The sequence below is a fragment of the Lysinibacillus sp. JK80 genome, from assembly GCF_027557635.1.
Classification (GTDB): domain Bacteria; phylum Bacillota; class Bacilli; order Bacillales_A; family Planococcaceae; genus Lysinibacillus; species Lysinibacillus capsici.
The window spans coordinates 658,117-681,151 of the sequence record NZ_CP058997.1 but is presented as its reverse complement, the minus strand read 5'-3'; the positions used below and the strand labels follow the sequence as shown (position 1 = coordinate 681,151).

21 protein-coding genes and 1 other annotated feature are annotated in these 23,035 nt (G+C 37.8%); of the genes, 6 read left to right on the top strand and 15 right to left on the bottom strand.

The annotated features are described in order from the left end of the window. Window positions 1-47: 47 nt before the first annotated feature. Window positions 48-1,028: a diaminopimelate dehydrogenase gene (locus tag HXV90_RS03570; RefSeq protein WP_269898406.1), complete on the bottom strand. Its 981-nt coding sequence runs from the start codon at window positions 1,026-1,028 to the stop codon at window positions 48-50. A 284-nt stretch (window positions 1,029-1,312) separates the two neighbouring features. On the opposite strand from HXV90_RS03570, the gene HXV90_RS03565 reads away from it, so the two are divergent. After that, a complete protein-coding gene (locus tag HXV90_RS03565) occupies window positions 1,313-1,624 on the top strand; it encodes a hypothetical protein (protein ID WP_066036665.1) in 312 nt (103 codons plus the stop codon). Between the two features lie 95 nt (window positions 1,625-1,719). On the opposite strand, the gene yeiL is transcribed toward HXV90_RS03565, so the two are convergent. Continuing rightward, window positions 1,720-2,382, bottom strand: a complete 663-nt coding sequence (yeiL, locus tag HXV90_RS03560) for a transcriptional regulator YeiL (protein ID WP_269898405.1) — start codon at window positions 2,380-2,382, stop codon at window positions 1,720-1,722. Between the two features lie 97 nt (window positions 2,383-2,479). On the opposite strand from yeiL, the gene HXV90_RS03555 reads away from it, so the two are divergent. Next, on the top strand, window positions 2,480-3,631 hold the full coding sequence (locus tag HXV90_RS03555; RefSeq protein WP_048393107.1) for an MFS transporter: 1,152 nt from the start codon (window positions 2,480-2,482) through the stop codon (window positions 3,629-3,631). A 36-nt stretch (window positions 3,632-3,667) separates the two neighbouring features. On the opposite strand, the gene HXV90_RS03550 is transcribed toward HXV90_RS03555, so the two are convergent. Then, on the bottom strand, window positions 3,668-4,852 hold the full coding sequence (locus HXV90_RS03550; RefSeq protein WP_054550252.1) for an oxalate decarboxylase family bicupin: 1,185 nt from the start codon (window positions 4,850-4,852) through the stop codon (window positions 3,668-3,670). Between the two features lie 326 nt (window positions 4,853-5,178). After that, window positions 5,179-6,621 carry an aminotransferase-like domain-containing protein gene (locus HXV90_RS03545; protein ID WP_269898404.1) on the bottom strand — a complete coding sequence of 481 codons (1,443 nt, stop codon included), beginning with the start codon at window positions 6,619-6,621 and terminating at the stop codon, window positions 5,179-5,181. Window positions 6,622-6,731: 110 nt separating this feature from the next. Here HXV90_RS03545 and HXV90_RS03540 point away from each other — a divergent pair, with 110 nt between their 5' ends. After that, entirely contained in the window at window positions 6,732-7,334 is a 603-nt protein-coding gene (locus tag HXV90_RS03540) for a LysE/ArgO family amino acid transporter (protein WP_054550253.1), read from the top strand. Between the two features lie 42 nt (window positions 7,335-7,376). Here the strand turns inward: HXV90_RS03540 and ileS are convergent, their stop codons facing one another. From ileS to HXV90_RS03520, 4 genes are all read right to left on the bottom strand, one after another. Continuing rightward, window positions 7,377-10,469 carry an isoleucine--tRNA ligase gene (gene ileS / locus HXV90_RS03535; RefSeq protein WP_269898403.1) on the bottom strand — a complete coding sequence of 1,031 codons (3,093 nt, stop codon included), beginning with the start codon at window positions 10,467-10,469 and terminating at the stop codon, window positions 7,377-7,379. Window positions 10,470-10,530: 61 nt separating this feature from the next. Next, window positions 10,531-10,769 (bottom strand) — a binding site (T-box leader). 192 nt (window positions 10,770-10,961) lie between these two features. Next, the gene (locus HXV90_RS03530) at window positions 10,962-11,930 is read right to left on the bottom strand and encodes a DUF3221 domain-containing protein (protein WP_269898402.1); all 969 of its coding nucleotides are present in this window, start codon (window positions 11,928-11,930) and stop codon (window positions 10,962-10,964) included. Further along, entirely contained in the window at window positions 11,923-12,438 is a 516-nt protein-coding gene (locus HXV90_RS03525) for a sigma-70 family RNA polymerase sigma factor (protein ID WP_081011042.1), read from the bottom strand. The genes HXV90_RS03530 and HXV90_RS03525 overlap by 8 nt, the downstream gene beginning before the upstream one ends. A gap of 64 nt (window positions 12,439-12,502) precedes the next feature. Then, complete coding sequence (locus HXV90_RS03520; protein ID WP_048393120.1) at window positions 12,503-12,946, bottom strand: Lrp/AsnC family transcriptional regulator; 444 nt, start codon at window positions 12,944-12,946, stop codon at window positions 12,503-12,505. Window positions 12,947-13,087: 141 nt separating this feature from the next. Between HXV90_RS03520 and HXV90_RS03515 the strand changes: the two genes are divergently transcribed. Beyond that, a complete protein-coding gene (locus HXV90_RS03515) occupies window positions 13,088-13,672 on the top strand; it encodes a DJ-1/PfpI family protein (RefSeq protein WP_269898401.1) in 585 nt (194 codons plus the stop codon). 55 nt (window positions 13,673-13,727) lie between these two features. Here HXV90_RS03515 and HXV90_RS03510 read toward each other — a convergent pair whose 3' ends face one another. From HXV90_RS03510 to HXV90_RS03490, 5 genes are all read right to left on the bottom strand, one after another. Next, window positions 13,728-15,218, bottom strand: a complete 1,491-nt coding sequence (locus HXV90_RS03510; protein ID WP_269898400.1) for an S-layer homology domain-containing protein — start codon at window positions 15,216-15,218, stop codon at window positions 13,728-13,730. A 213-nt stretch (window positions 15,219-15,431) separates the two neighbouring features. Further along, a complete protein-coding gene (gene acnA / locus HXV90_RS03505; protein WP_048393126.1) occupies window positions 15,432-18,137 on the bottom strand; it encodes an aconitate hydratase AcnA in 2,706 nt (901 codons plus the stop codon). A 538-nt stretch (window positions 18,138-18,675) separates the two neighbouring features. Next, entirely contained in the window at window positions 18,676-19,497 is an 822-nt protein-coding gene (locus tag HXV90_RS03500; protein WP_269898399.1) for a DUF2785 domain-containing protein, read from the bottom strand. A gap of 524 nt (window positions 19,498-20,021) precedes the next feature. Then, on the bottom strand, window positions 20,022-20,153 hold the full coding sequence (locus HXV90_RS03495; protein ID WP_269898398.1) for a hypothetical protein: 132 nt from the start codon (window positions 20,151-20,153) through the stop codon (window positions 20,022-20,024). A gap of 369 nt (window positions 20,154-20,522) precedes the next feature. Then, window positions 20,523-21,122 (bottom strand): undecaprenyl-diphosphatase, encoded by a 600-nt coding sequence (locus HXV90_RS03490; RefSeq protein ID WP_269898397.1) that lies wholly within the window; start codon window positions 21,120-21,122, stop codon window positions 20,523-20,525. Between the two features lie 282 nt (window positions 21,123-21,404). On the opposite strand from HXV90_RS03490, the gene HXV90_RS03485 reads away from it, so the two are divergent. Then, a complete protein-coding gene (locus tag HXV90_RS03485; protein ID WP_231595622.1) occupies window positions 21,405-21,608 on the top strand; it encodes a hypothetical protein in 204 nt (67 codons plus the stop codon). A 21-nt stretch (window positions 21,609-21,629) separates the two neighbouring features. Here HXV90_RS03485 and HXV90_RS03480 read toward each other — a convergent pair whose 3' ends face one another. Beyond that, the gene (locus HXV90_RS03480) at window positions 21,630-21,878 is read right to left on the bottom strand and encodes a hypothetical protein (RefSeq protein WP_269898396.1); all 249 of its coding nucleotides are present in this window, start codon (window positions 21,876-21,878) and stop codon (window positions 21,630-21,632) included. A 192-nt stretch (window positions 21,879-22,070) separates the two neighbouring features. Between HXV90_RS03480 and HXV90_RS03475 the strand changes: the two genes are divergently transcribed. Beyond that, entirely contained in the window at window positions 22,071-22,268 is a 198-nt protein-coding gene (locus HXV90_RS03475) for a hypothetical protein (protein ID WP_066037317.1), read from the top strand. 215 nt (window positions 22,269-22,483) lie between these two features. On the opposite strand, the gene HXV90_RS03470 is transcribed toward HXV90_RS03475, so the two are convergent. Next, entirely contained in the window at window positions 22,484-22,804 is a 321-nt protein-coding gene (locus HXV90_RS03470) for a DUF1827 family protein (protein ID WP_048392662.1), read from the bottom strand. Between the last annotated feature and the right edge of the window lie 231 nt (window positions 22,805-23,035).

Genomic DNA, 23,035 nt, shown 5'->3' with positions numbered 1-23,035 from the left:
AAATTCCCGATTATCAACTCAATGATAATCGGGATCATTAGCTACGTTTATAGTAATTCTTTACGTAATTCAGCAGCTGATTTTGGCGAAAGTAGGCTTAATGGGATATCAAATACTGTTTTCGCACCTTTATCACCCGCTTGACTTAAACGGTGTGCTGCACGTGCATAAGCCACTAATACGCTAGATGTAAAGTTTGGATTACTGTCCAGTTTTAATGAGAATTCGAGAATTTGTTTATCGTTTGCACCACTGTCACCACTGCGAATGACAAAACCACCATGTGGCATACCAGTATGATTTGCTTTAAATTCATCTTCAGAAATGAAGTTCACTGTTGTGTCATATTCATCGAAATAGTTAGGCATTGTGACAATTTCTTGTTCAACCTTTGTTGCATCTGCACCATCTTCTAATACAACCCAACATTCACGTGCATGTTTTTCACGTGTTGTTAGTTCAGGGTTTTCACCGTTACGAACTCGTTCTACCGCTTCTTTAATCGGTAATGTGTATTGAACAGCATTTTTTACGCCTTCAATACGACGAACAGCATCTGAATGTCCTTGACTTAGGCCATCGCCCCAGAATGTATATGTTGTACCAACTGGTAATACCGATTCTCCAAGTAGACGATTTAAAGAGAATAGACCTGGATCCCAACCAACTGAGATAACAGATACTTTACCAGATTTTTGTGCCGCTGCATCTACAGCATCGAAAAATTCAGGAATTTTCGCATGTGTATCGAAGCTATCAATTGTATTAAACCATTGTGCAAAATGTGGACCTTGCTCTGGTAAATCTGTTGCAGAACCACCACATAAAATCATAACATCAATGTCGTTTTGGAATTTTTCAGCGTCATCTACTAAATATACGCTTGCATTGCTTGCTACGTTTACTGTTGAAGGATCACGTCGTGTGAACACTGCTACTAATTCCATATCTGGATTTTGTGAAATGGCATACTCCACACCACGTCCTAAATTTCCATATCCTACAATACCTACTCGAATTGCACTCATTAAAAATTCCTCCTAACGATTTCGCGACTTTGTGAAAACTTTCACGTTAAATCTAATTACAATAATACTTCGTGTTAGAAAAATTCACAATAGTTTGAGTATGAGTTTTTTAAAAAGAATTTATATCAGTTTTCTATGGTTTTTATCCCATAATGGTATGAATACGGTTACAAATCACTAAATTTTCCATGAACCTTAAAGTTATTGTAAAAGCCTTGTAAATAACGGCTATTTTCCCACTTAGTCTTGTACAATAACTATAACGACAAAAGGGGGCATGTTGAATGAAAAGTACTGGTTACTCATCAAGGACAGCATTGGCACAAGGAGAACTACTTGCATTCCATATGACACAAAACTCAATGAACAAGCATAGTGAATCGATACAAAGTGGCAGTAAGCAACAAGGAGATTTTCCAACAAATAATCATTTATGTATCGGTGTTTTACCTTTTGACGTTTTAGAAAACACCCCTGACCTCTCCATCCAAAAAAACAAGGTAAATGAAGTGGACTTTTACCATAGTGGTAAGGATATCGCTCGCTGGTTAATTAAAAAAAGTGAATACAACAAAAAAGGATTTGACTTCATTTAAAGAAGTCAAATCCTTTTTAATTTATAACTTATAAAATTGAATTAATTCCCTCAGCTGATCTGCACTAATAGGCAACCTTTATGGAATGGTTGTTTTCATAGTACTTCCTGTGCCAGTTGTGCGAGACGATTTTTATCAATAATTTGGTAGCCTGTCTTACGCTTTTCCAATATCCTTTCATCACAAAACTGTGCCAAGACATATAGTAAATGGCGATAAGAGACCCCTAAATATTCGCAGATTTCCGTATGTTTTTCCTTGTAGACACCTTGGTCGGCTGATAATTGGATAAAGGCTGCTAAGCGATTTTCCAGCGGATAGGCCTGATTTTGTGTATATTTAGATGTCATTTTTGTCGCTTTTTCCCCTAAAAATACACAAAGTCTACGTAAAAACAAAGCATCCACAAGTAACTTCTCCTTACATGACTGTGTAATCGAATAGCAAATTGTTTTGGTGACGGTTTGTATCCCCTTTGTATACCTAGCCTCATTTAACAATTCAATTTCCCCCATAAAAAGAGGAGCCTCTAGGTATTCAATAAGAGATACCTTGCCATTTTTATGTGTCATATAGAGCTTCGCCTTTCCTTCTATCATGTAATACACGGTGTCTGGAAAGGAGCCTTCCTGGAAGATCCACTCCCCCTTGTCAAACTGGCGGACTTCTAAATAGGGATTGATATCAAATGAGAAAAAATCATCGATCGGATATTTTTCAAGATAATGGGTACGGGCTTCAGCTGTTAAAATATGCATTTTTTACTCTCTCCTATAAAAAATATGAGATATCTCACATTATTGTAGCGATGAACATGCTATTATTCAACATAGTTAATGGAGGTACGGAAATTATATGAACAATCAACGATGGCTTTCTCAGAATTTCTTTACATTTTTTATCACTTGGGGCATTTTCTTACCCTACTGGACAGGTTGGCTGGTGGATGCGAAACATCTAACCGTCTCGCAGGCAAGTGTCGTGATGGGCTGTGGGCTCCTAGCTCGTGCCACATCCAATCTCTTCTTCTTCCCAACACTTGCAAAATACGTACACAATAAACGACTCATTACAATTTTAGCAATAGGCTCGTTGCTAACTGCCTTGCTCTATATTCCAAGCACAGGCTTTACAGCATTATTAATCGTGACCATTTTATTTAGTGTTTTTTACCCAGCACTATTACCTGCTGTGGAAAGCAGTGCCGCTACGCTTGTGCAGTATGGCAATATTCATTATGGTAAAAGCCGTTCCTATGGTTCATTTGGCTTTGTCATCGCTGTTTTAATTATTAGTATGCTGACAGGCGTTTTTGGAAAGAACATCATCTTCTGGAGCATGATTATAGGGTTGGTGGGCATGTTACTTATGCAACAATTAGCAACACCAAAGGAATTACTCGTAGTACCAACAAAAGAACAGCGTGCAAAATCATTGTCGATGAAAACACTATGGACTATCAAAGGCTTCCCGATTGTTTTATTCATCGTGATCTTGCTACAGGGTGCACATGCCTCCTATTATAGCTACGGTTATATTTATTTAGAAGATTTACAGGTTGATCCATTCTATATGGGTATGATTATTAATATCGCTGTTATTTGCGAAATTCTTTACTTTATGAAGGCTGATACGTTATTGACGAAATGGCGCTCATCATCCTTATTACTCTTAGCAGCGAGCGGCTCTTCCCTACGTTGGTTACTTATCTTTTTGTTCCCAAATGTCTGGGTATTTATCGCTTCTCAAACCTTGCACGCATTATCCTTTGCATTAGCCCATTTTGCCTTTATTCGCTACTTAACAAAAGCGCTACCAAAGGAACAAATCCCCAATGCACAAGGTTTATACTCTGCATTAGCTATGGGCTTAAGTACTGCCATCCTTACATTTTTAGGTGGCTATTTATACGAAATATCACCAGGTCTGTCCTTCGCAGCCATGCTCATTTGTACAATACCAGCCATCGCTATTTTGCTAATGACACGCAAAAAATATCAATATTAAACAAAAAGCAGGTGGAGAACTTCCCACCTGCTTTAATTATTTCGGATAATAGGAAAAACCAGGATATTTTACAACCGGCCATTTTTCTTTTCTGAGAGCCTCAAGCAGCTCAGGACCGACCTGTAAATTACTTCGCACCAATTCTGTCGGCGTTAACGCCATCCATTGATTTAAGGACACATCCTGGAATCGATCACTTTTAAACATTTCTAAAAACCATAATGGCTCTGTTCCAGTATTTTCAATATAATGCCCCGTCGCAAATGGGACATAGCCAACATCTCCCGCCCGATAATCAAATGTTCGAGCCGTTCCATTCCCTGTGAAAACTGTCATACGGCCTTTTCCTTGCAGATAATATTGCCATTCATCGTTGTTAGGATGCCAATGCAACTCCCGCATCGCCCCTGGCTCAATTTCCACCAGTGCAGCCGCGATATTTTTAGAAATTGGAAAATTAGTCGAATCGACAATGCGCACACTGCCTCCAGGTGTTTTTAATGGAGGCTGTGCCAACAAACGATGTTTAAAGGTTTGCGGAACCTCACCATATGGAGATTGCACTTTCTGAGAATCAATTGGCCCCGGAACCCGATCCTGATAAATATATACCTGTTCACTCGGGATGTGATCGAAAGCATGAATAGGAACCCCAAAATTCGCTGATAACACTTCTTTTGGCGTATGAGCAAACCAATCTGAAATTGACAGTGTGTTCAGATCTGAGAAATGCCCATCATCAAATACTAATAAGAATTCACAGCCATCCTCAAGTCCTTGAATGGAATGAGGAATGCCAGGTGGAAAATACCATAAATCACCAGGTCCCACATCCGCTATAAAGTTACAACCATTCTGATCGACGGCTGTAATGCGAGCATGGCCAAGCAGCATATAAGACCACTCTGCCTGTTGATGCCAGTGCAGCTCACGTACGCCTCCTGGTGTCAAACTCATGTTCACACCCGCCAAAGTCGTAGCAATCGGTAATTCACGAACCGTAATTTCCCGTGACCACCCACCTTGATTTAAGGTCATATGCGTGTCTGAAAACGAGAATCGTAAATTAGGAATCAAACCCGCATCAGTCGTTGGTGGCACTAGCATATCAGGATTTTCTAAATCCCTCATAATATCCCGTGGCCCCTTATCCACCCCTCCAGCCCCATCACCTCGAATAGGCTGAGGCACCTGAAAATAACCCGGTGGCAAATTTTCCAATCGTTCACCTCTTTATGTTTGTAATCAAAATAAAATACTTCTATTCTTCTAAAATGTATGGATACACAGCTTGGATTATTCACTTTCTTTTCTGGCAGTGGGTTGGCTGACTAAGCATAGATACTTTATTGAGAGGAGCTTGCTACATTGATCACTTTTCGCTAATTTTCGAGCGGGTTCTTCAGTTGTTTGATCACTTCTCATCTACTTTGGAGCGGATTCCTTACTTGTTTGATCGTTTCTCAACCACTTTAGAGCGGGTTTCTCACTTCTTTGATCACTTTTAGAGCAACCTTCTCTCGTTTTCCTAACTTCAGGGTAAGTCCTTACTTACTCTTTCGTCCAATAGCCTCCACCGCACATTCATGTAGAATTTGTAAGCCTTCCTGTAATTCTTCATAGGTTGCATAGGCGTAGGATAGACGAATATGATGATGATCTTGTGGATCGTAGATATAGCCTGGATTGATTAATACTTGCCGCTGCAACAGCTTCATAAAGAAGTCTTTATCTACAAGCGGCTCATGAAACTTGAACCAAATATAAAAGCCTCCCCTTGGTTTGCTCCAATTCGCCACATCTGTAAACTTCTCCTTTAAAAGCTGTTCCGTAAAATTGGCTCGCTCCTGTAATTGTTGACGTAATCCTGCGAGATGCTTTTCATATTTTCCTGATTGCAGCCAATGTAGGACAATTTCCTGAGAAATGGCACTTGAGCCATAGTCTGTTTGCATTTTTATATCGGCTAATCGCTCAATCACAGTGGTTGGACCGATGAGCCAGCCAATGCGTAACCCTGGGCTTAAGGTTTTAGAGACGCTGCCAATATAAAGAACTTGTCCACTATTATCCATGGCCTTAAGCGGCGGTGATGCCTCTTCAAAAAGCAATTCATGATAAACATCATCTTCTACAATCGGAATCCGTGATGCCTGACAAGCTTCATATAGCTGTTCTTTTTCTCGTGTTGTCCATACATGACCTGTTGGATTATGTAAAGTAGGAATGGCATAAAACACGGCTTGTTTCTTTCGTTTCCTTTGCGCTAATGTTTGAGCAAGCTGTACATCACGTTCAATACTAATCATTTGCATGCCAACTGACTGAAAAGGGTGAACAGAATTTAAATAGGAGGTTGGCTCCTGAAACACAATAGACCCTTGCTCTAATAAGCCAACAGCAATTAATTGTAGTGCCTGAAGTGCACCTGAAACAATACAGACGTTTTGAGGCTCAGCAGGAATGCCTCTTTTTTGAACATATTTACAAATAGCTTTACGAAGCTGATCATTACCTTGTGGCGAAGAGTAGCCTAATGCTTTGGGTTGAAAGGATAGCTCTCGCAGTGAAGCTTCTATTTCCTCGGTAGGCAACAAACTGGGTGCTAGCTCTCCCGTTCCTAAACGAATTACATCCTCGCGCTGTTCGTATTCGTTAATTAATTGGATGGTGTGGTAGTTTGGCTTGTGGATGCTTGTTTCGATATAAGTTTGCCAATTCGGCTGTGTTTGTTGGATTAATGCATGCCAGGAATTGTGCGTAACATAAACACCAGAGCCTACCTTTGCTTCAAGAATGCCCATTGCTTTTAATTCCTCCAAAGCCTGCTGAACTGTGCTACGATTCACATCGAACTGCATGGCTAGCTGTCTTTGGGTAGGTAGTTTTGTCCCTGCTGCCCAGTCTCCTCGCTCCACATTGGCTGTTATCCACTGTACAATCTGCTGCTGTAATGTATTATCACTTCGTCTATTCGGCTGCCAGCTCATGTTCCTTCTCCTTCCATGCAATGAAATTGGGTGGATAAAAAACCATCCAATTGGTCGTTTTCTTTTAGTTATACCATATCTAAAATAAGTAAAGAAAGGAGGAATGGTCATTGGAAGCTTTTCTTCATGGGATCATTTTAGCATTTGGACTCATTTTGCCATTAGGTGTACAAAATGTTTTTGTTTTTTCACAAGGTGCTACACAACCAAGTTTATTACGCGCTTTGCCAGCAGGTGTGACTGCTGCGATCTGTGATACACTGCTTATTCTACTTGCGGTATTCGGTCTGTCATTAATTGTTCTACAGTTTGAATGGTTGCGTATCACTTTAATGACTATTGGTATCATCTTTTTACTTTACATGGGCTATAGCATTTGGCGTTCAAATCCAGCAAACACTGAAAATAGCGAAGCATTGCCTATAAAAAAACAAATTCTCTTCGCACTCTCTGTGTCACTTCTAAATCCACATGCTATTTTAGATACAATCGGTGTTATTGGTACAAGCGCATTAAAATATAGTGGAACCGAGCAAATAATGTTCACTGTTGCTTGTGTGTTCATTTCCTGGCTATGGTTTTTCGGTCTCACATTGACTGGCGCCTCGTTCAAAAAACTAGACGGCTCTGGAAAATTGATGCGACTATTTAATAAATGCTCCGCCGTCTTTATTTGGGCAACAGCATGTTATCTGGCAAGTGGCTTATTTTAACGTACATAGAAAAAGCTCAGGAGGTAACCCTGAGCTTTTCTTTTATAGAGAAACAAATAAAGTGAGCTTTTCATTAAACAATGCCGTCTCAATGGATTTTGCATGAGGCCATTGCTCACCATAATGAATAGCTTTAACTAATACATTTTCTTGTAATAAAGCTTCGTGCTGCTGAATCATGAAAAGTACCTCTGCACTACCATTAAAGGCAATCGATACATATTGTGCCACTGGTAGCTGCCATTTTTTTCGTGCATCTTGTATAGTACGAATCAATTCTCGTATTTGCCCTTCTTGTAGTAAGCTCTCTGTAAGTTGAGCATTCATCAAGACACGGCGAGTGCTATCCTCCGCTAAAATATAATGGTCCTTGACGATTGATTCAGCTATTACATGTTCTCTTAATAATGTTAGCTGTTGACCGTCCATCATGAGATCCACAGTTTCATGATGTTGTAGCATTTGTTTCTCTTCCTCTGTTAATGACAACACATACTCTTTTACTTGATGAACCTTTGGTCCAAATGCCGCTCCCGCTGTTTTAAAATTCAATTTATAATGCACGCTTTCATAGGCTGAAAAATCATGTGTCCATCTACAAGCTTTGATGTTTAACTCATCCTGAATGAGTTCGCTATAGGCTTGGTAATCCGACAGTTCACCTTTTAGGGCAACAATGAGTTCACTTAAAGGCTGCTTGACCTTTATTCCCTGACTATTGCGAATGCTACGTCCAAGTTCGACAACTGTTAAGACCGTTGCCATTTCTTGTTCAAGCTTCACATCCACTAGTTGATCGTCGAATATTGGATATTCCTCAAGATGAACACTTTTTCCACATAGTTGACGGTAGATATCCTCTGCTATAAAAGGTGTAAACGGTGCTATTAATTGACAAATGGATGTCAGAGCCTCGTAAAGTGTGCTAAATGCACCTCGTTTATCTGCTGTCATTCCATTTGCCCAAAATCTAGCACGTGAACGACGTATATACCAATTGCTTAACTCTTCCACCAATTGACCAATTTCCCTTGTAGCCTGTGTAAATTGATAATCATCCATAGAGGTTGTGACAAGCTGGATAGTGTGATGTAAGCGGGACAATATCCAATGATCTAGCTGTGAACGTGTACCTGTATTTGTAGCATCATACGTAAAGTTATCGATTTGGGCATACATGTCATAAAATTTAAACGTATTGTCGAGTGTATCCACTAGCTTAGATTTCGCATCTAAGACAATTTTCTTCGAAAAACGCTTTGGATTCCATGGTGAGCTATCAACTAAAAATGCCCAACGTAGAGCATCTGCTCCATACTCCTGGATTAACTCAACAGGCTCTAATGCATTGCCTTTACTTTTGGACATCTTCTGTCCATGCTCATCGAGTACATGCCCTAACGAGAGCACATTTTTATAAGGTGGTTTTCCTGTAAACAAGGTCGATACTGCTAATAAGCTATAGAAAAATCCTCGCGTTTGGTCGATGCCCTCAATGACCACATCTGCTGGAAACAGATGATGAAAGTTCGCTACGTCTTCAAAAGGATAATGCTGTTGGGCAAATGGCATCGCGCCACTGTCAAACCAAACATCGATAACTTCAGGCGTACGTTTCATGTTGCCCTGGCAGACAGGACAGGTACAGACAATGTCATCTATAAATGGCTTATGCAGCTCTAATTGTTCATTGACAGCTCCTTTGGCTAATTGTTGTAGCGCTGCAACACTGTTAGGTGCCTCCTCATGATTGCAATCCTGACAAATCCACACATTGAGTGGTGTCCCCCAATAACGATTACGACTAATATTCCAATCCACTAAGTTTTCTAGGAAGTTGCCAAATCGTCCATCCTTAATATGGCTAGGGTACCATGTCACCTGCTGATTATTTTGTAAAAGCTGCTCTTTTAATGCCGACATTTTGATAAACCAGCTATCTGTTGCATAGTACAATAATGGTGAATCACAGCGCCAGCAATGTGGATAGCTATGCTCATATTTTTCTTTAGCAAATAAAAGCTCATTTGCTGCAAGCATTTTAATGATATCGACATCACAATCTTTCACAAATCGTCCAACAAGCTCAGGTACCGCTTCTGTATAACAGCCTTTAAGATCAACTACATTGACAAAGGACAAGCCATGTTGCTGCACCGTTTTATAATCGTCCTCTCCATAAGCAGGCGCTATGTGTACAATTCCTGTTCCACTATGCTCTGTCACATAATCTGCCATGACAATGATATGCCCTTTATCGACGGTTACATAGGAAAATGGTGATAGATAGGAAACACCTGCAAACTCCTGTCCGTCATGCTCACTTAATATTTCTACAGGCTCTGAAAAAACCTTTGATACCAACGATTTAGCTAGTATATAGATGCTGTTTGCATGCCTTACACGGACATATCGAAGAGCAGGATTCATAGCCAAGGCTACATTGGCTGGTAATGTCCAAGGCGTCGTTGTCCAGCCTAAGATATATTCGTCTCGATCCTCTAGCTTAAACATTGCAGTAACGGATAAATCCTTAACATCCTTATAGCCCTGTGCCACCTCATGAGAGCTTAAGGAAGTTTGACAGCTAGGGCAATAAGGTGAAACGCGATGTCCTTTGTATAACAGTTTTTCCTTGTGAACATGGCTTAAAATATGCCACACAGATTCAATATAGTCATTACTTAATGTTAGGTAAGGATCATCCATGTCAAGCCAGTAGCCAAGCTGCTCTGTAAAAGTACGCCATTTTTGCTCATAGGTAAAAACGCTCTTCTTACATGCTTGAATAAATTGCTCCACCCCATAGTTCTCAATCTCCTGCTTTCCTGAGATTCCTAATGCCTTTTCTACCCCTAATTCCACAGGCAACCCATGTGTATCCCAACCTGCTTTGCGTTCAACTAAATAGCCTTGCATTGTTTTATAACGTGCCACCACATCTTTTATGGTTCTACCAAATGCATGGCCAACATGTGGTAAACCATTCGCTGTTGGGGGTCCCTCATAAAATACAAAGGGCTGCTGTTCAGCACGATTACTTACAGATTTTGCAAAGGTCCCTTCTTGCGCCCATAATGTACGAATCCTTGTTTCTCGTTCAACCGTTGTTTCTTTCTTTTGTTCTTTCTGCATATTAGTTCCTCCTATACAAGCAAATTTGTATAAAAGGCATACAAAAAACCCCGTCCCAAGGAAAAGGGACGGGGTTAACCGCGAATACCACCCTAATTCTATTGACACGATGGCCAATAGCACTCAGCAACGTACAATCATACGTGTTCTTTTTAACGGTAGACACCCGGATTAGCTTACTCCATTCAGCTAATCTTCTCAGAGAGGATTTTCATGTAACACCTGCACACCGACTTCCACCAAATGTCGGCTCTCTGTAGAACAAAGTGAAACACTACTCTTTCTCATCAACGAATTTGTATGCTTTTATTGTCCTTCATCTTAGCAAATTACCAATTGTCTGTCAACGGTGGACAATCTTAAAAAATTTCGTTGAGACAAGTGGCAATACTTTGATGGAGATCAGCATATTGTGGCTGTTGAATGGTTTGAATCAAAAAGCTCTTCAGCAATGTTTTACTATTGAATAGCACGAGAATGTCTAGCTTCTTGTTAGGGAGATTCCTTTACTATTTTCATTTCTACGATATCCTTATAATCAATGAATGGCTGAGCGTCATCGTTCCCAATCGACTGTCTATATTGAACTTCTACTCGATCACCAACTGATAGTGTTTTCGGGACATCCACTAGAGGAAACCATGTACCATTACTATGTTTTTGCACTAATTCATCGACAGATTTTTGCCCAACCTCGCTAGCCAATACGCCTGAGACAACTAAAAATTCATGTTCCTTGATCGCTAAGACGGTTCCACTTCTGATGAGCTTCATTTGGCTGTCCTTTTCAGGGATTTTATATTTTTCTCGTAAGGAAGCAATGTCTTTATGATAATGTTGTTCTAAATAATTCATGGCTTCTTGCTCGACAAGCCATGTACGAATGGGATTACTTACATCCTTATAATCGGCTTGGCTTGCCTCCCATAACAAGTCAAATGTAGCCATTTTATAGGCAATTGGCTTGCCATAGTTCTCTATAAACCCTTCGTTTGTGACTTGCAACATTTGCAGAAGCTTATCATAAGTTGGCCGAGTATCATCCTCATAGCTCCACTCTTCCATGAACTGTTCGAGTGCCTTATCTACTTGCTCTTGTGTAGGTACTAGTTTTTTCGATTGCGCATAAGCAAAGGTCGATTCAAAATATAAAAAGTTATCAAAGCTTGCCTTATATAAACGATTCTTTCCGTTCATAAAAGAATCAAGTTGTAAATATAGCTCTAAAATCCGCTCATCTAATACGGGTGGAATAGTAGAAGCTTGCTGTTGTTGTTCATTATATTGCTGATATATAAACAGCCCTATGCAGACACTTAAAATCATAGCCAAAACACCATATGGCCAGCGTTTTGCAGATTTTTTTTCTTGGCGTTGCTGTAAATGCTGAACCACATTTGTCATCACACGCTTTTTACTTTCTGATAAATCCCTTACTACGCGTGCATCCATTTTACTCATGCAGGAGCACCTCCCATTCAACATGCTGTAATTGTAGCTTCAATAACTCTCGCCCACGACGTAGCCTTGTTTTGACGGTGCTTTCAGGAATCGTTAACAGCTCTGCAATGTCTACCACAGGCATTTCTTCAAAATAAAAATGTATAATGACCTCTCGCTGTTTGAAAGGGAGAGCTAGAATCGCATTTTCAATCAAAGTACGTTCATCTTGCTGTACAAGCATATCTCTTCTCATAACGGTTTGCTGCGGAAAAATCTTCTGTTGCACTTGAATTTTCCGATAGGTCCAGCTACGTAAATAATCTTTACTTCGATTACTAACTAATTTCGATAAATACGCCTTTAGCTCCCCACGTTCCTCATAGTTTTGCTGATTATCATAGAACTTAATAAAGACATCCTGTACGATATCTTCAGCACTTTGTAAATCTCTCACATAGTAAAAGGCAAGACGAATAAGCCTCTCTGTATGCTGTTCCATTATTCGTTCCAGTTCATGAATTAGCAACATTCTTCCTCCTCTCTACCCTATAAACGGTGCTCACGGCTTCGAGGTTTGTTTTTTTTGTCATTTACTCCAAATCATTGTCAGCAAATGGTGTAATCACTTGTTTTTCCGTTGAAGATAACACGATATTAGTAGAAGGTGTGCCATAGGGCATAGCCGCATCAATAAATTGTTCTAATGTTTCTACTGAATAGGTCGCTAATTTAACAATATAGCTAATTTCCCCAGCCACTCGATAACATGCCAAAACATCAGGATGAGCATTACAAAATGAAGAAAGACTTTTACAATCAATGGACTTAAATAAAATAATGGCTTCAATCGTACGCTCCATCTTTTTCAGATTTACCTTTGCATGATAGCCCTCAATCACACCCTGCTCCTCTAGCTTTCTGATTCTTTCAATAACGGCAGGAGAGGATAAATGAACGGTAGTGGCTAATTCCTTCATAGAGATTTTGGCATTTTGCTGTAACTGCTGTAATATTTGTGTATCAATATGATCCATGGTCCTTCACCTTTCTAAATAAATTATTTATGACATAATACCTTTTCATATAAAGTTTTTTACCTAAAATCCATTATACAACGTATGTAAGCTTTTCTCCCTTTTGTTTACAATAATATCAATAAAGGAGGCAAATCAAACATGAAAAAAATATTGTTACTATTAGCAAATGGCTTTGAAGCGGTAGAGGCAAGCGTCTTTACTGATGTGCTCGGCTGGAATAAGTGGGAAGGTGATGGTACAACAGATGTGGTTACGGTCGGCCTGCATGAACAGCTGCAATGCACCTGGAATTTTAAAGTCACTCCTGAAAAATTGCTCCATGAAATTGTATTAGAGGATTTTGATGCATTAGCGATTCCTGGAGGCTTTGAGGAAGCCGGTTTTTATGAGGATGCGTTTAGCGAGGAATTTCAGGCAGTCGTTCGTCACTTTGATGAACAGAAAAAACCGATTGCAACAATCTGTGTAGCTTCTCTTATTTTAGGCCACAGTGGAATTCTTCAGCATCGTCAAGCAACAACCTATAATCATCCAACAAGTAAACGTTTAGCACAGCTAAAGAGCTATGGCGCAGCAATTGTCAACGAGCGCATTGTACAAACTGATCATATCATCACCTCCTCCAATCCAGGAACAGCCTTTGATGTTGCCTTTCGCTTACTAGAAACTCTAACATCTGCTCCAAACACAGCGAAAGTAAAAGAATTAATGGGCTTCCACTAAAGCATAAAAAAAGTAGGCTTATACCAATATACTTGGCATAAACCTACTTTTTGTATTATTTACTTACTGGTGCTGTTTCTGATGCACTCAAATCCATTTCCTTTGCATTGTCTAGCACATCTTTTGGAATCGTAATTGTCGTTACCGCATTGAAATCATGATATTTGATCGTTGTTTGCTGTCTTGTTTTGATCGAATTGCCTTCTACTTGCATCTTTAATGTCATGTCCATAGCAATTTCTTCTACATCGAATGTTTCTTTATTAATCAATAATTTATATGTGAGACCATCAAAGGAAATATTGCCTAATTGTGCCTCTAGATCCGCTTCCATTCCTAAATCCATTGCGCCAAGCTGCTGCTTCACTAGCTCTGTGAATTTATCGCCAGAGCCTTTTAATGTTAATTCATAACGGTTTGCTGATTCTACTAATGTAAAATCTTCGGCAAATGCTTGTAGCATCTCCAATTGTTCAGTTGCATCTGGCTGCATCCCTGTTTGGCTCAGTACATCTTCAAATAATTGTTTCGGGAACTTTACCCAGGCCTTTTGTTCTGCCTCATACATATACATACCATCTTTAGCCGTCATATACATTTTAATTGGCAAATTAATCGCTTCACCACTTGTTGGATCTGTTAAAGCCATTGAACCATCAGCAAAGAATTGCATTGGCTCTGTAACAATTTCCATCTTCATGTTGCCTTTAGAATCCATTTTCATGGTTTCCTTACCATCGTTTGCCTCTACTGTCTGAGAAATCGTCATGGTAGCCTTCATGCTTTTTAGCTCTTTTTGCTTGGCTAATGTTTTCGTAAATACTTCCTCTAACAAAGCACTATCCTTTGTTGTAGTAGGTTGTTCTTCTGTTACTTGCTCCTCTTTAGGCTCTTCCTCTTTTACTTCTGTTGTAGGCTGTGTATCCTCAGCTAAGCCTAATGCGTTCACAATAAATGTTGCTAACTGACCACGAGTAACATTTTTATCTACACCAAATTCTGTGGCAGTAACACCCTTCGCAATGCCTGCCTCATATAGAGCTGTTACTGCATCTGCAAATGGACTATCTTGCTGTACATCTGTGAATGGACTTTTACCTTCTGCTGTTAAACCTGCAGCCTCTGCTACCATTACTGCCATTTGACCACGAGTAATAGTGTCATCTGGACGGAATGTATCATCTTCATAGCCTTGTACAACGTCAAGATTAACTAATGTAACAATCGCTTTATAGTATGGGCTAGATGAGTCAACATCCTTGAAATTCGGATTCTCGACAGCCGTATCCGTTGTAGTTAGATGAAAAGCACTTGCTATCATCTTTGCTGCCTGTCCACGTGTCACATCCTTTGAAGGCTTAAATGTACCATCTGGAAAACCATTAATGATGTCTGCTGCATGCAATGTAGAAATACTATTAAAATGCGCATAATCCTCACTCACATCTGAAAATGGACTAGCCGCCGATACAGGTACTACCGCAACAGCAGTAACCGCCATTGCAGCTGTTGCCGCTGTATAAAACTTATGTTTTTTCTTTGTCATAATCAATCGTCCCCCGTTTATGTAAATTTAATGCTTACCTATTAATTTTAGCGAAAGAATTGGAAAAATGCTAGGTTCATTGGAAATTAAATTATAATTATCCATTAAATCCGTCATTTGGTGCTATTTATACATATTTTGGTCACTTCTATCCAACACTCTCTTAATAAATAAAAAACCGACCTCCTAAGAGATCGGTTTTTATGGTGATGATTACTCAGCAGCTTTTGCGCGTAGAACCATTTGTAGGATACCACCATGGCGGTAGTAGTCTACCTCTACTTCTGAGTCGAAACGAGCTAAAGCTTGGAAAGTTTTAACTGTGCCGTCTTCAGATTTAGCAGTTACTGTTAAGATTTCACGTGGTTTTACGTTGTCAGTAATGTTAACAGAGATTTCTTCTTTACCAGTTAAGCCTAATGTATCAGCAGATTCACCTGGCATAAATTGAAGTGGAAGAACACCCATCATTACTAGGTTAGAACGGTGGATACGCTCGTAAGATTGTGCGATAACAGTTTTCACGCCAAGTAGGAATGTACCTTTCGCAGCCCAGTCACGAGAAGAACCCATACCGTAGTCGTTACCAGCAAGTACGACTAAGCCAGTACCTTGCTCTTGGTATTTCATACATGCGTCATAGATGTACTCTACTTCGCCTGTTGGCCAGTAAGTAGTGAATCCACCCTCTGTACCAGGAGCAACTTGGTTACGGATACGGATGTTTGCAAATGTACCACGCATCATTACTTCGTGGTTACCACGACGAGAACCGTAAGAGTTGAAGTCACGGATTGCAACACCGTTTTCAATTAAATATTTACCTGCAGGTGTATCTTTACCGATTGCACCAGCTGGAGAAATATGGTCAGTTGTGATTGAGTCACCGAACTTCGCCATAATGCGTAAGCCGTCTAAGCCTTTAATAGCTTCTGGCTCTTTTGCAAGACCTTGGAAGAATGGTGGATTTTGGATGTAAGTTGATTTGTCATCAAATGTGTATAGAGACTCAGTTGATGTTTCAATTGCATTCCATTTTTCGTTCGCTGTGAATACAGTTTCGTATTCTTTTTGGAATAATTCACGGTTAACAACAGTACCTAATACTGCATTAACTTCTTCAGTTGATGGCCAGATATCAGCGAAGAATACTTCGTTACCATCTTTGTCTTTACCGAATGAATCTTTTTGTAGATCGATATCCACTGTACCAGCAAGTGCGTAAGCAACAACAAGTGGTGGTGAAGCTAAGTAGTTAGCTTTTACAAGTGGGTGTACACGACCTTCAAAGTTACGGTTACCAGAAAGAACTGAAGTTACGAATAAGTCATTTGCTTTAATTGCTTCTTCGATTTCAGGTAATAATGGACCTGAGTTACCGATACATGTTGTACAACCGTAACCTACAGTGTTGAAACCGATTTGGTCAAGGTATGTTTGTAAACCTGAATCTTCAAGGTAACCAGTAACAACTTTAGAACCTGGTGCTAAAGAAGTTTTTACCCATTTCGGTACTGTTAGACCTTTTTCTACAGCTTTTTTCGCCACTAAGCCCGCAGCAATTAATACGTATGGGTTAGAAGTATTTGTACAAGAAGTGATCGCAGCAATCGCAACAGCACCTGTTGGAATTTCTACATCGCCTTCAGCGAATTTCGCTACAGAAGTTTTTTCGAATTCATCTTCTGTTAAACCGAAACCTTGTGTACCTTGTGGTGCCACTACTGCTTCTTTGTAACGAGAACGCATTTGAGATAGTGGAATTAAGTCTTGTGGACGTTTAGGACCAGAAAGGTTTGGTTCGATTTCAGCTAAGTTTACTTCTAAAACGTCTGTGTAAACTGGCTCTAATGTTGGATCGAAGAACATGTGGTTCGCTTTTAAGTAAGCTTCTACAACCGCAATGTGCTCTTCGTCACGACCAGTTAAACGCATGTAGTTTAATGATTCTTCGTCGATTGCGAAGTAACCACATGTAGCACCATATTCAGGAGCCATGTTAGAGATTGTCGCACGGTCAGCTAGTGGTAATTTAGATACGCCAGGTCCGAAGAACTCAACGAATTTACCAACTACGCCACGTTGACGTAATACTTGTGTTACTTTTAATGCTAAGTCAGTAGCAGTTGTTCCGTTTGGAAGATCGCCAACTAATTTAACACCGATAACTTCTGGAATTGGGAAGTATGAAGGCTGACCAAGCATACCTGCTTCAGCTTCGATACCACCTACGCCCCATCCAAGAACGCCGATACCGTTAATCATTGTTGTATGAGAGTCAGTACCTACTACTGAATCTGGGAATGTTTCGAATGTGCCGTCAGCATTTTCGTTTACGTGTACAACTGGAGCTAAGTACTCTAAGTTTACTTGGTGAACGATACCTGTTGCTGGTGGTACAGCACGGAAGTTATTGTAAGCAGTTTGAGCCCATTTTAAGAAGTTATAACGCTCAGCGTTACGTTCAAATTCTAGGTCCATGTTTGCTTGTAATGCAGATGCATTACCATATTTGTCAACTTGTACTGAGTGGTCAATTACAAGGTCAACTGGAATAGCAGGGTTGATTTTGCTTGGGTCGCCGCCCATTTCTTTCATTGCAGAACGAAGAGATGCAAGGTCAACAACTACTGGTACACCAGTAAAGTCTTGTAATACAACACGAGAAGGTTTGAATGGTACTTCTGCCTCTGGGTCAGCACCGTTACCCCATTTTGCTAATTCGTTTACGTGTTCTTCTTTAATTACATACGCATCATATTGACGTAAAACAGATTCTAATAATACTTTAATTGAGTAAGGAAGGTTTGAAACTTTTGCAACGCCAGCTTTTTCAATCGCAGCTAAGTCATAGTAATTGTAAGTTTTACCATTCACTTCGAATGATGCACGGCTGTTGTGTAAATTACCTTGTGCCATTTTGCGGATCCCCCTAATATATCTTTTTGAAAAGGCTTTAAAAATGTGTAGCATCTTTTCTCCAATACCCATGATAGCGCATTTATATTCATAAGTAAATTACATTAATATTATCTTTTTTGATAAGCATAACTTATGACCTTGGTTTCTATCCTGATGTTTTTAATTTTTTGATGTGCATAATATCAAGGTTTTGTATTAATGAAGGTTTCTATACCTGTCTAACGAAGTGTATCTAAGTGTATTTAACTGGGGTACGATGTGGGGTACAAACTGGGATACGCGGACTTTTTGTAAAATGTGTACCCCAATTTGTAAAATGTAAAACATGAAGGTTTTGGCAGGTATTATTATAAGGAAAGAACAATATGAATTCCTTTAAAGTTAATAGTATTTCTTTGTCACAATCTGTGGCATTTTTATTTTTTAATATACAAACAACATTCTACTATAATAATACTTTTTTATGATTACAAATAACTACCAAGAGAGTAATTCATTATGAAGATATTCTTTTTTTTATTCGACACTTTTAAAATTAGGAATAGTATACTTTTTCTACTTTATATAATGTCTGCTCGATAGTGGAGCAGAGAACGGCATCCGCTTTGTAAAATTTAACTCGAAAGTATAAACTTTTCAAAAAGTTCTTTATATTATTTTTTTGCTTAAAGGCAGGGAGAAATTCTGAATTTTTCTCCACATCACCAAAACTTTGAATCCATTGCTCTACACAAGTCTGACTAAGTATTTTTCTATTTAAAACACTAATTATGGATTTGACCATTCTCTCATCTTCCCCATCGGAGTAAATTCGCTCTGTTATAGTCATCTTTTCGTAAATCAAATCGAGGATAGTTAAGAGGTCGCTTTTATCCAGTTCGGAACATTGAGCCAAATCATCTAAAGCATCTGCTGCATGGGCTATGGCATGAGCCCAGCCTTTTTCTTCATCATACCCACGGTAATCTCGCTCTTCTTGTACATTGTAAAATACTTTCTCTTTTATGTGATGAATTTGCTCTCTTGAGAGAAATGGTGATTCTCTATGCCTCGTTAAGAGGAGCGGTATGACTAGCATGGAGAAAGACCGAGTGAAGACAGAGTCTGTATTTGTTTCACCAAGCTTAAAAAGCAAATGGTTTTTATCCAAAACAACCGGTAAAAGTTGTTCTAGTTCGTTTGCGGTGAGAGATTTATCAGGAATCCAGTGTGATAAGGTTGTATAAATTAGCTCATCACGTAGTTGGGCATCCAAAGAGCCAATGTTATTTATCATTTCTAGTATCAACTGAAATCTATCGGGAGGTACTTGGTACCCATTTTCTTTTATTACTATCAACTTTTCTTTTAAATTCATTTTACACGCTCCTATTAGAAAAATTTGTTTGAAATCAACCCTTTTTGATTAGTAAAGTATTCAACTTACGCCTTTTCTTAATTCGCTCAGTTTTTCTACAACAAATCATTCAAATCTTTTAGTAATTTATTTGAATCCTTTATGTAATACTTATTATGCCATCGTAACGTTTCTTCTAGTTCATTTAAATTACCTATCGAATCTAAACTATTAATTATTATTTCGATATTCCGATTAACTGTATGTTCGTAACCATTAATTTGGTCGGATAAAATTCCGATGTAAATATTTTTTATAATTAAAGTATTTAAACAAACTGTTAATTCGTTTCGCAGTTTTTCGAGTTTCAGATTGTTTTCGACTAAATCCCTTTTAGCCATATCATAAATTCCGTCATCTTTACGTTTTAAAGAAAATCTATCCTCATATGTGTTAATTAAGATTTGGTGTGTTTTAGTAATTCTGAAATTATCCATTATTTTTTTGTAGATTTGAGTAGATTTTATAATTTCATGGTTCAACTCCTATGCTTTGGTAAGGATTAATGCAATGTAATCTCTATCCCTTGCCTGCTTATCTTGTTTTTTTAACGAATCCTCCATTGATTTTTTGTTTGCTTCGATAATGAAATAAGTAGTTACAATTACGCCTACCATTCCTATTATCCCACCCACTATACTACCTATAAGTCCATTATCAACATTTAATCCATCGATCATTATTGTATCAATTACGAATGATGTCCCTAAAATTAGGACAACAAAAAATATGATTCCAATAAAAATGTTTTAAATTTTATCTGACATTATTTAACCTCCCACTAAATCATAATCTGAGAGATAATAAATTGGAACAATTTTCTATAAATTCCACTTTCAAAATATCACCAAACTCTGCCCTCTCAACTCAAAGCGTTTTGGCTGTTTGATGCAGTTTTCAAAGCAAAAGAAAAAGCCACAACCCATATAAAGTGTACCCTTTGTAAAGGGTACACTTTAATTTTAGACGTGACCTTTAATATTGTTTTACATTAGATTTGTTTTATGGAATTTTCTTCTAATTACTTTTTCAATGGATTCATATTTGGTAATTCCATTTTCTATTAGTGTTAATTTCGGAAGTGTAAAGTAAATTATTATTGCAGAAGTAATTCCAATAAGAGCACCTACCATTACATCTAATGGATAATGAACTCCTACCCAAATACGTGAAATTCCGACTAATATAGCAAGCAAAATCCATAGAATCCATTTTCCTTTTTTAAATAACCAAAAGGACATACAGAATGAAAAAAATAATATGGTATGATCGCTTGGAAATGAATTATTTATTGCTTTTTCTATCAACTGATTTGTATTCGAAAGGACAGCAAATGGTTGGTGATTAAAATGTAATAACCCTGCAAATTTCCCTATAATTTCAGCTAAAACGAAAGTAATACTTGCGCACATGAGCATTATTTTATTTTCTCTATCTTTGGTAAACCAGAACAGAATAACAAAAATAGCTAAGAAAATAACTGTGTATTTAGCAATAATAATCATTGGTAAATTGAAGAATTGAAATTCTTTTCCTAAACTATTAAGCATTCTAAATAAATCATTATTTATTTCTAATATATTCAAGACATTCTCTCCTTTATAGCTTATAAAGCTATGTTAAGAAAAAATGTATCTTTAAACCATCGTAAAAGGTGACAATTAATTGCTTAAGCTAACATTATTGTCACTTTGATTTGAAAGCCTTTATGATTAGTTGTATCAATTGCTCGTTTCTGACATACACGTACAAGTGAACGTGTTTATTTTACATATTCATAATGTATATTGACTCAATCTGAATAGTGAAATATTTACCATTTTATGTTATCCTTATATAAATTATTAGGAAGCCTCGGGGGTTGTTTTGTGTTGAAAATACATTCTACAAATAGATATATCATATTTATTTTTGGCATTACTTTGATGATAACTGGATTAGGAAGATTATCTGGTTTCTTTGAATATGATTCAGTTATTCCAAATCAATCTGTTGCACTACTATACATATCTATGGGCGTTTCTGTTATGTTCATTTCTTACTTTGTTAAACCCAAAAAAGAAAAAAGTTAAACGTTTACCATTCCATATCTTTCAAGCATGTTCCTCATATTGTGTAGTTAGAAACTGTAAACAACCATCCTTGAAATATCTCTTTAATTCTCTTTTCCTAACAACCATTTCTTTATTGTTATTTACTAATCTTACATACTTACTATTCTTTGTTAGAATGAAAGTATAACTTTTGTCTATTTCTCCTTTAAAACCTGTGATATAGGTTCTGCGATACTCTAATTTGTTAGGTAGCCAACCCAGTTTATGACGTAACATAAATGGTTTCATAAAATATACCCCTTTATAATAAATTCATATAATTTACTGACAGCCCATATTGACTTTCGCACTTTTGTACTTCCTCCATCAACCTCAAATACTCCTATTGTGCAATAATCAAACCGAACCATATTTTCAAATATTACCTAATCATGTTATCCTTTTGTAAGTTATTACCTAAATATAAGGAGTTGTTATAAAATGGAAACACCTTCTAAAATTGGACATATCATATTTGTTTTAGGCATCTTATCGCTTTCAATCGGATCAGCGAGATTAACAGGTGCCCTAGAATACAATTCATTTATTTCAAATAAATCTGTTGCAATACTATTCATTGCTATAGGGGTTTCTGTTATGTTCATTTCATTCTTTGTAAAACCTCTAAAAGTTAAATAACTTTACAGAACAATATCTTTTAAATATCTAACTCCAATTGACCTGTTATTTCTTGTACATGATCATTCCAAACAAGTTGATAATTACTTGCTAACAGAGTTAGCTGGAACAAATTTAAAAGTCTCTAACAGTCGAAGGGATAGTTGCAAACTACGTTTTAAAAAGACCATTAACGATATAACCAGTACTCATATTATTTTATAAGTGACCTGACTTTACTGAGAAAGTGAATTAATATCTTTATTCCGAATATGAACAACTCCTGTATTACTAACTTTTATATTCACTTCTGTAATGCCTCTTTTTAATATATGTTCTATTGCATATCTAATCTCCCATTCTTTAACCTGACCAAGATCATTTGAAATACTAGCATGGCTGGATTTCTTATTTTCACTATGAATAATGACTGTCCCTTCACATTCATATACCTTTACAACACCACCCATAAAACCAGAAGCAATAGTTACAACATCAACTCTTTCCTTTGTTATATCTCGAAATGCTTTAGTTGGAAAATTATATATTTTCGCCATTTTGACCTCTCCTTCTACGGAACGTTTGTTTGTATTTATATTAGAACAAACATTCGCTCTTTAGCAAGGAGAAATTTATGAAAATATAAAAAGTATGTTATGTAGATTTTTTTGAGATTAACGCTTATTCTATGTACAAATTAATCTGCTAATTATCGATAGTTCTTTAACCACTCATAATGCATGTGTAACACCTACTTTTTAATCAATTTCATAACCAACGACCACCAT

Excerpts from the sequence above, each read along its gene's own strand:
- HXV90_RS03545 (WP_269898404.1), bottom strand. The coding sequence starts at position 6,621 with ATGAGCTGGCAGCCGAATAGACGAAGTGATAATACATTACAGCAGCAG.
- HXV90_RS03480 (WP_269898396.1), bottom strand. The coding sequence starts at position 21,878 with ATGAAACCATTTATGTTACGTCATAAACTGGGTTGGCTACCTAACAAA.
- HXV90_RS03470 (WP_048392662.1), bottom strand. The coding sequence starts at position 22,804 with ATGGCGAAAATATATAATTTTCCAACTAAAGCATTTCGAGATATAACA.
- yeiL (WP_269898405.1), bottom strand. The coding sequence starts at position 2,382 with ATGCATATTTTAACAGCTGAAGCCCGTACCCATTATCTTGAAAAATAT.
- HXV90_RS03530 (WP_269898402.1), bottom strand. The coding sequence starts at position 11,930 with ATGAGTAAAATGGATGCACGCGTAGTAAGGGATTTATCAGAAAGTAAA.
- HXV90_RS03475 (WP_066037317.1), top strand. The coding sequence starts at position 22,071 with ATGGAAACACCTTCTAAAATTGGACATATCATATTTGTTTTAGGCATC.
- acnA (WP_048393126.1), bottom strand. The coding sequence starts at position 18,137 with ATGGCACAAGGTAATTTACACAACAGCCGTGCATCATTCGAAGTGAAT.
- HXV90_RS03555 (WP_048393107.1), top strand. The coding sequence starts at position 2,480 with ATGAACAATCAACGATGGCTTTCTCAGAATTTCTTTACATTTTTTATC.
- HXV90_RS03570 (WP_269898406.1), bottom strand. The coding sequence starts at position 1,028 with ATGAGTGCAATTCGAGTAGGTATTGTAGGATATGGAAATTTAGGACGT.
- HXV90_RS03520 (WP_048393120.1), bottom strand. The coding sequence starts at position 12,946 with ATGGATCATATTGATACACAAATATTACAGCAGTTACAGCAAAATGCC.
- HXV90_RS03500 (WP_269898399.1), bottom strand. The coding sequence starts at position 19,497 with ATGAATTTAAAAGAAAAGTTGATAGTAATAAAAGAAAATGGGTACCAA.
- ileS (WP_269898403.1), bottom strand. The coding sequence starts at position 10,469 with ATGCAGAAAGAACAAAAGAAAGAAACAACGGTTGAACGAGAAACAAGG.
- HXV90_RS03565 (WP_066036665.1), top strand. The coding sequence starts at position 1,313 with ATGAAAAGTACTGGTTACTCATCAAGGACAGCATTGGCACAAGGAGAA.
- HXV90_RS03515 (WP_269898401.1), top strand. The coding sequence starts at position 13,088 with ATGAAAAAAATATTGTTACTATTAGCAAATGGCTTTGAAGCGGTAGAG.
- HXV90_RS03495 (WP_269898398.1), bottom strand. The coding sequence starts at position 20,153 with ATGGTAGGCGTAATTGTAACTACTTATTTCATTATCGAAGCAAACAAA.
- HXV90_RS03510 (WP_269898400.1), bottom strand. The coding sequence starts at position 15,218 with ATGACAAAGAAAAAACATAAGTTTTATACAGCGGCAACAGCTGCAATG.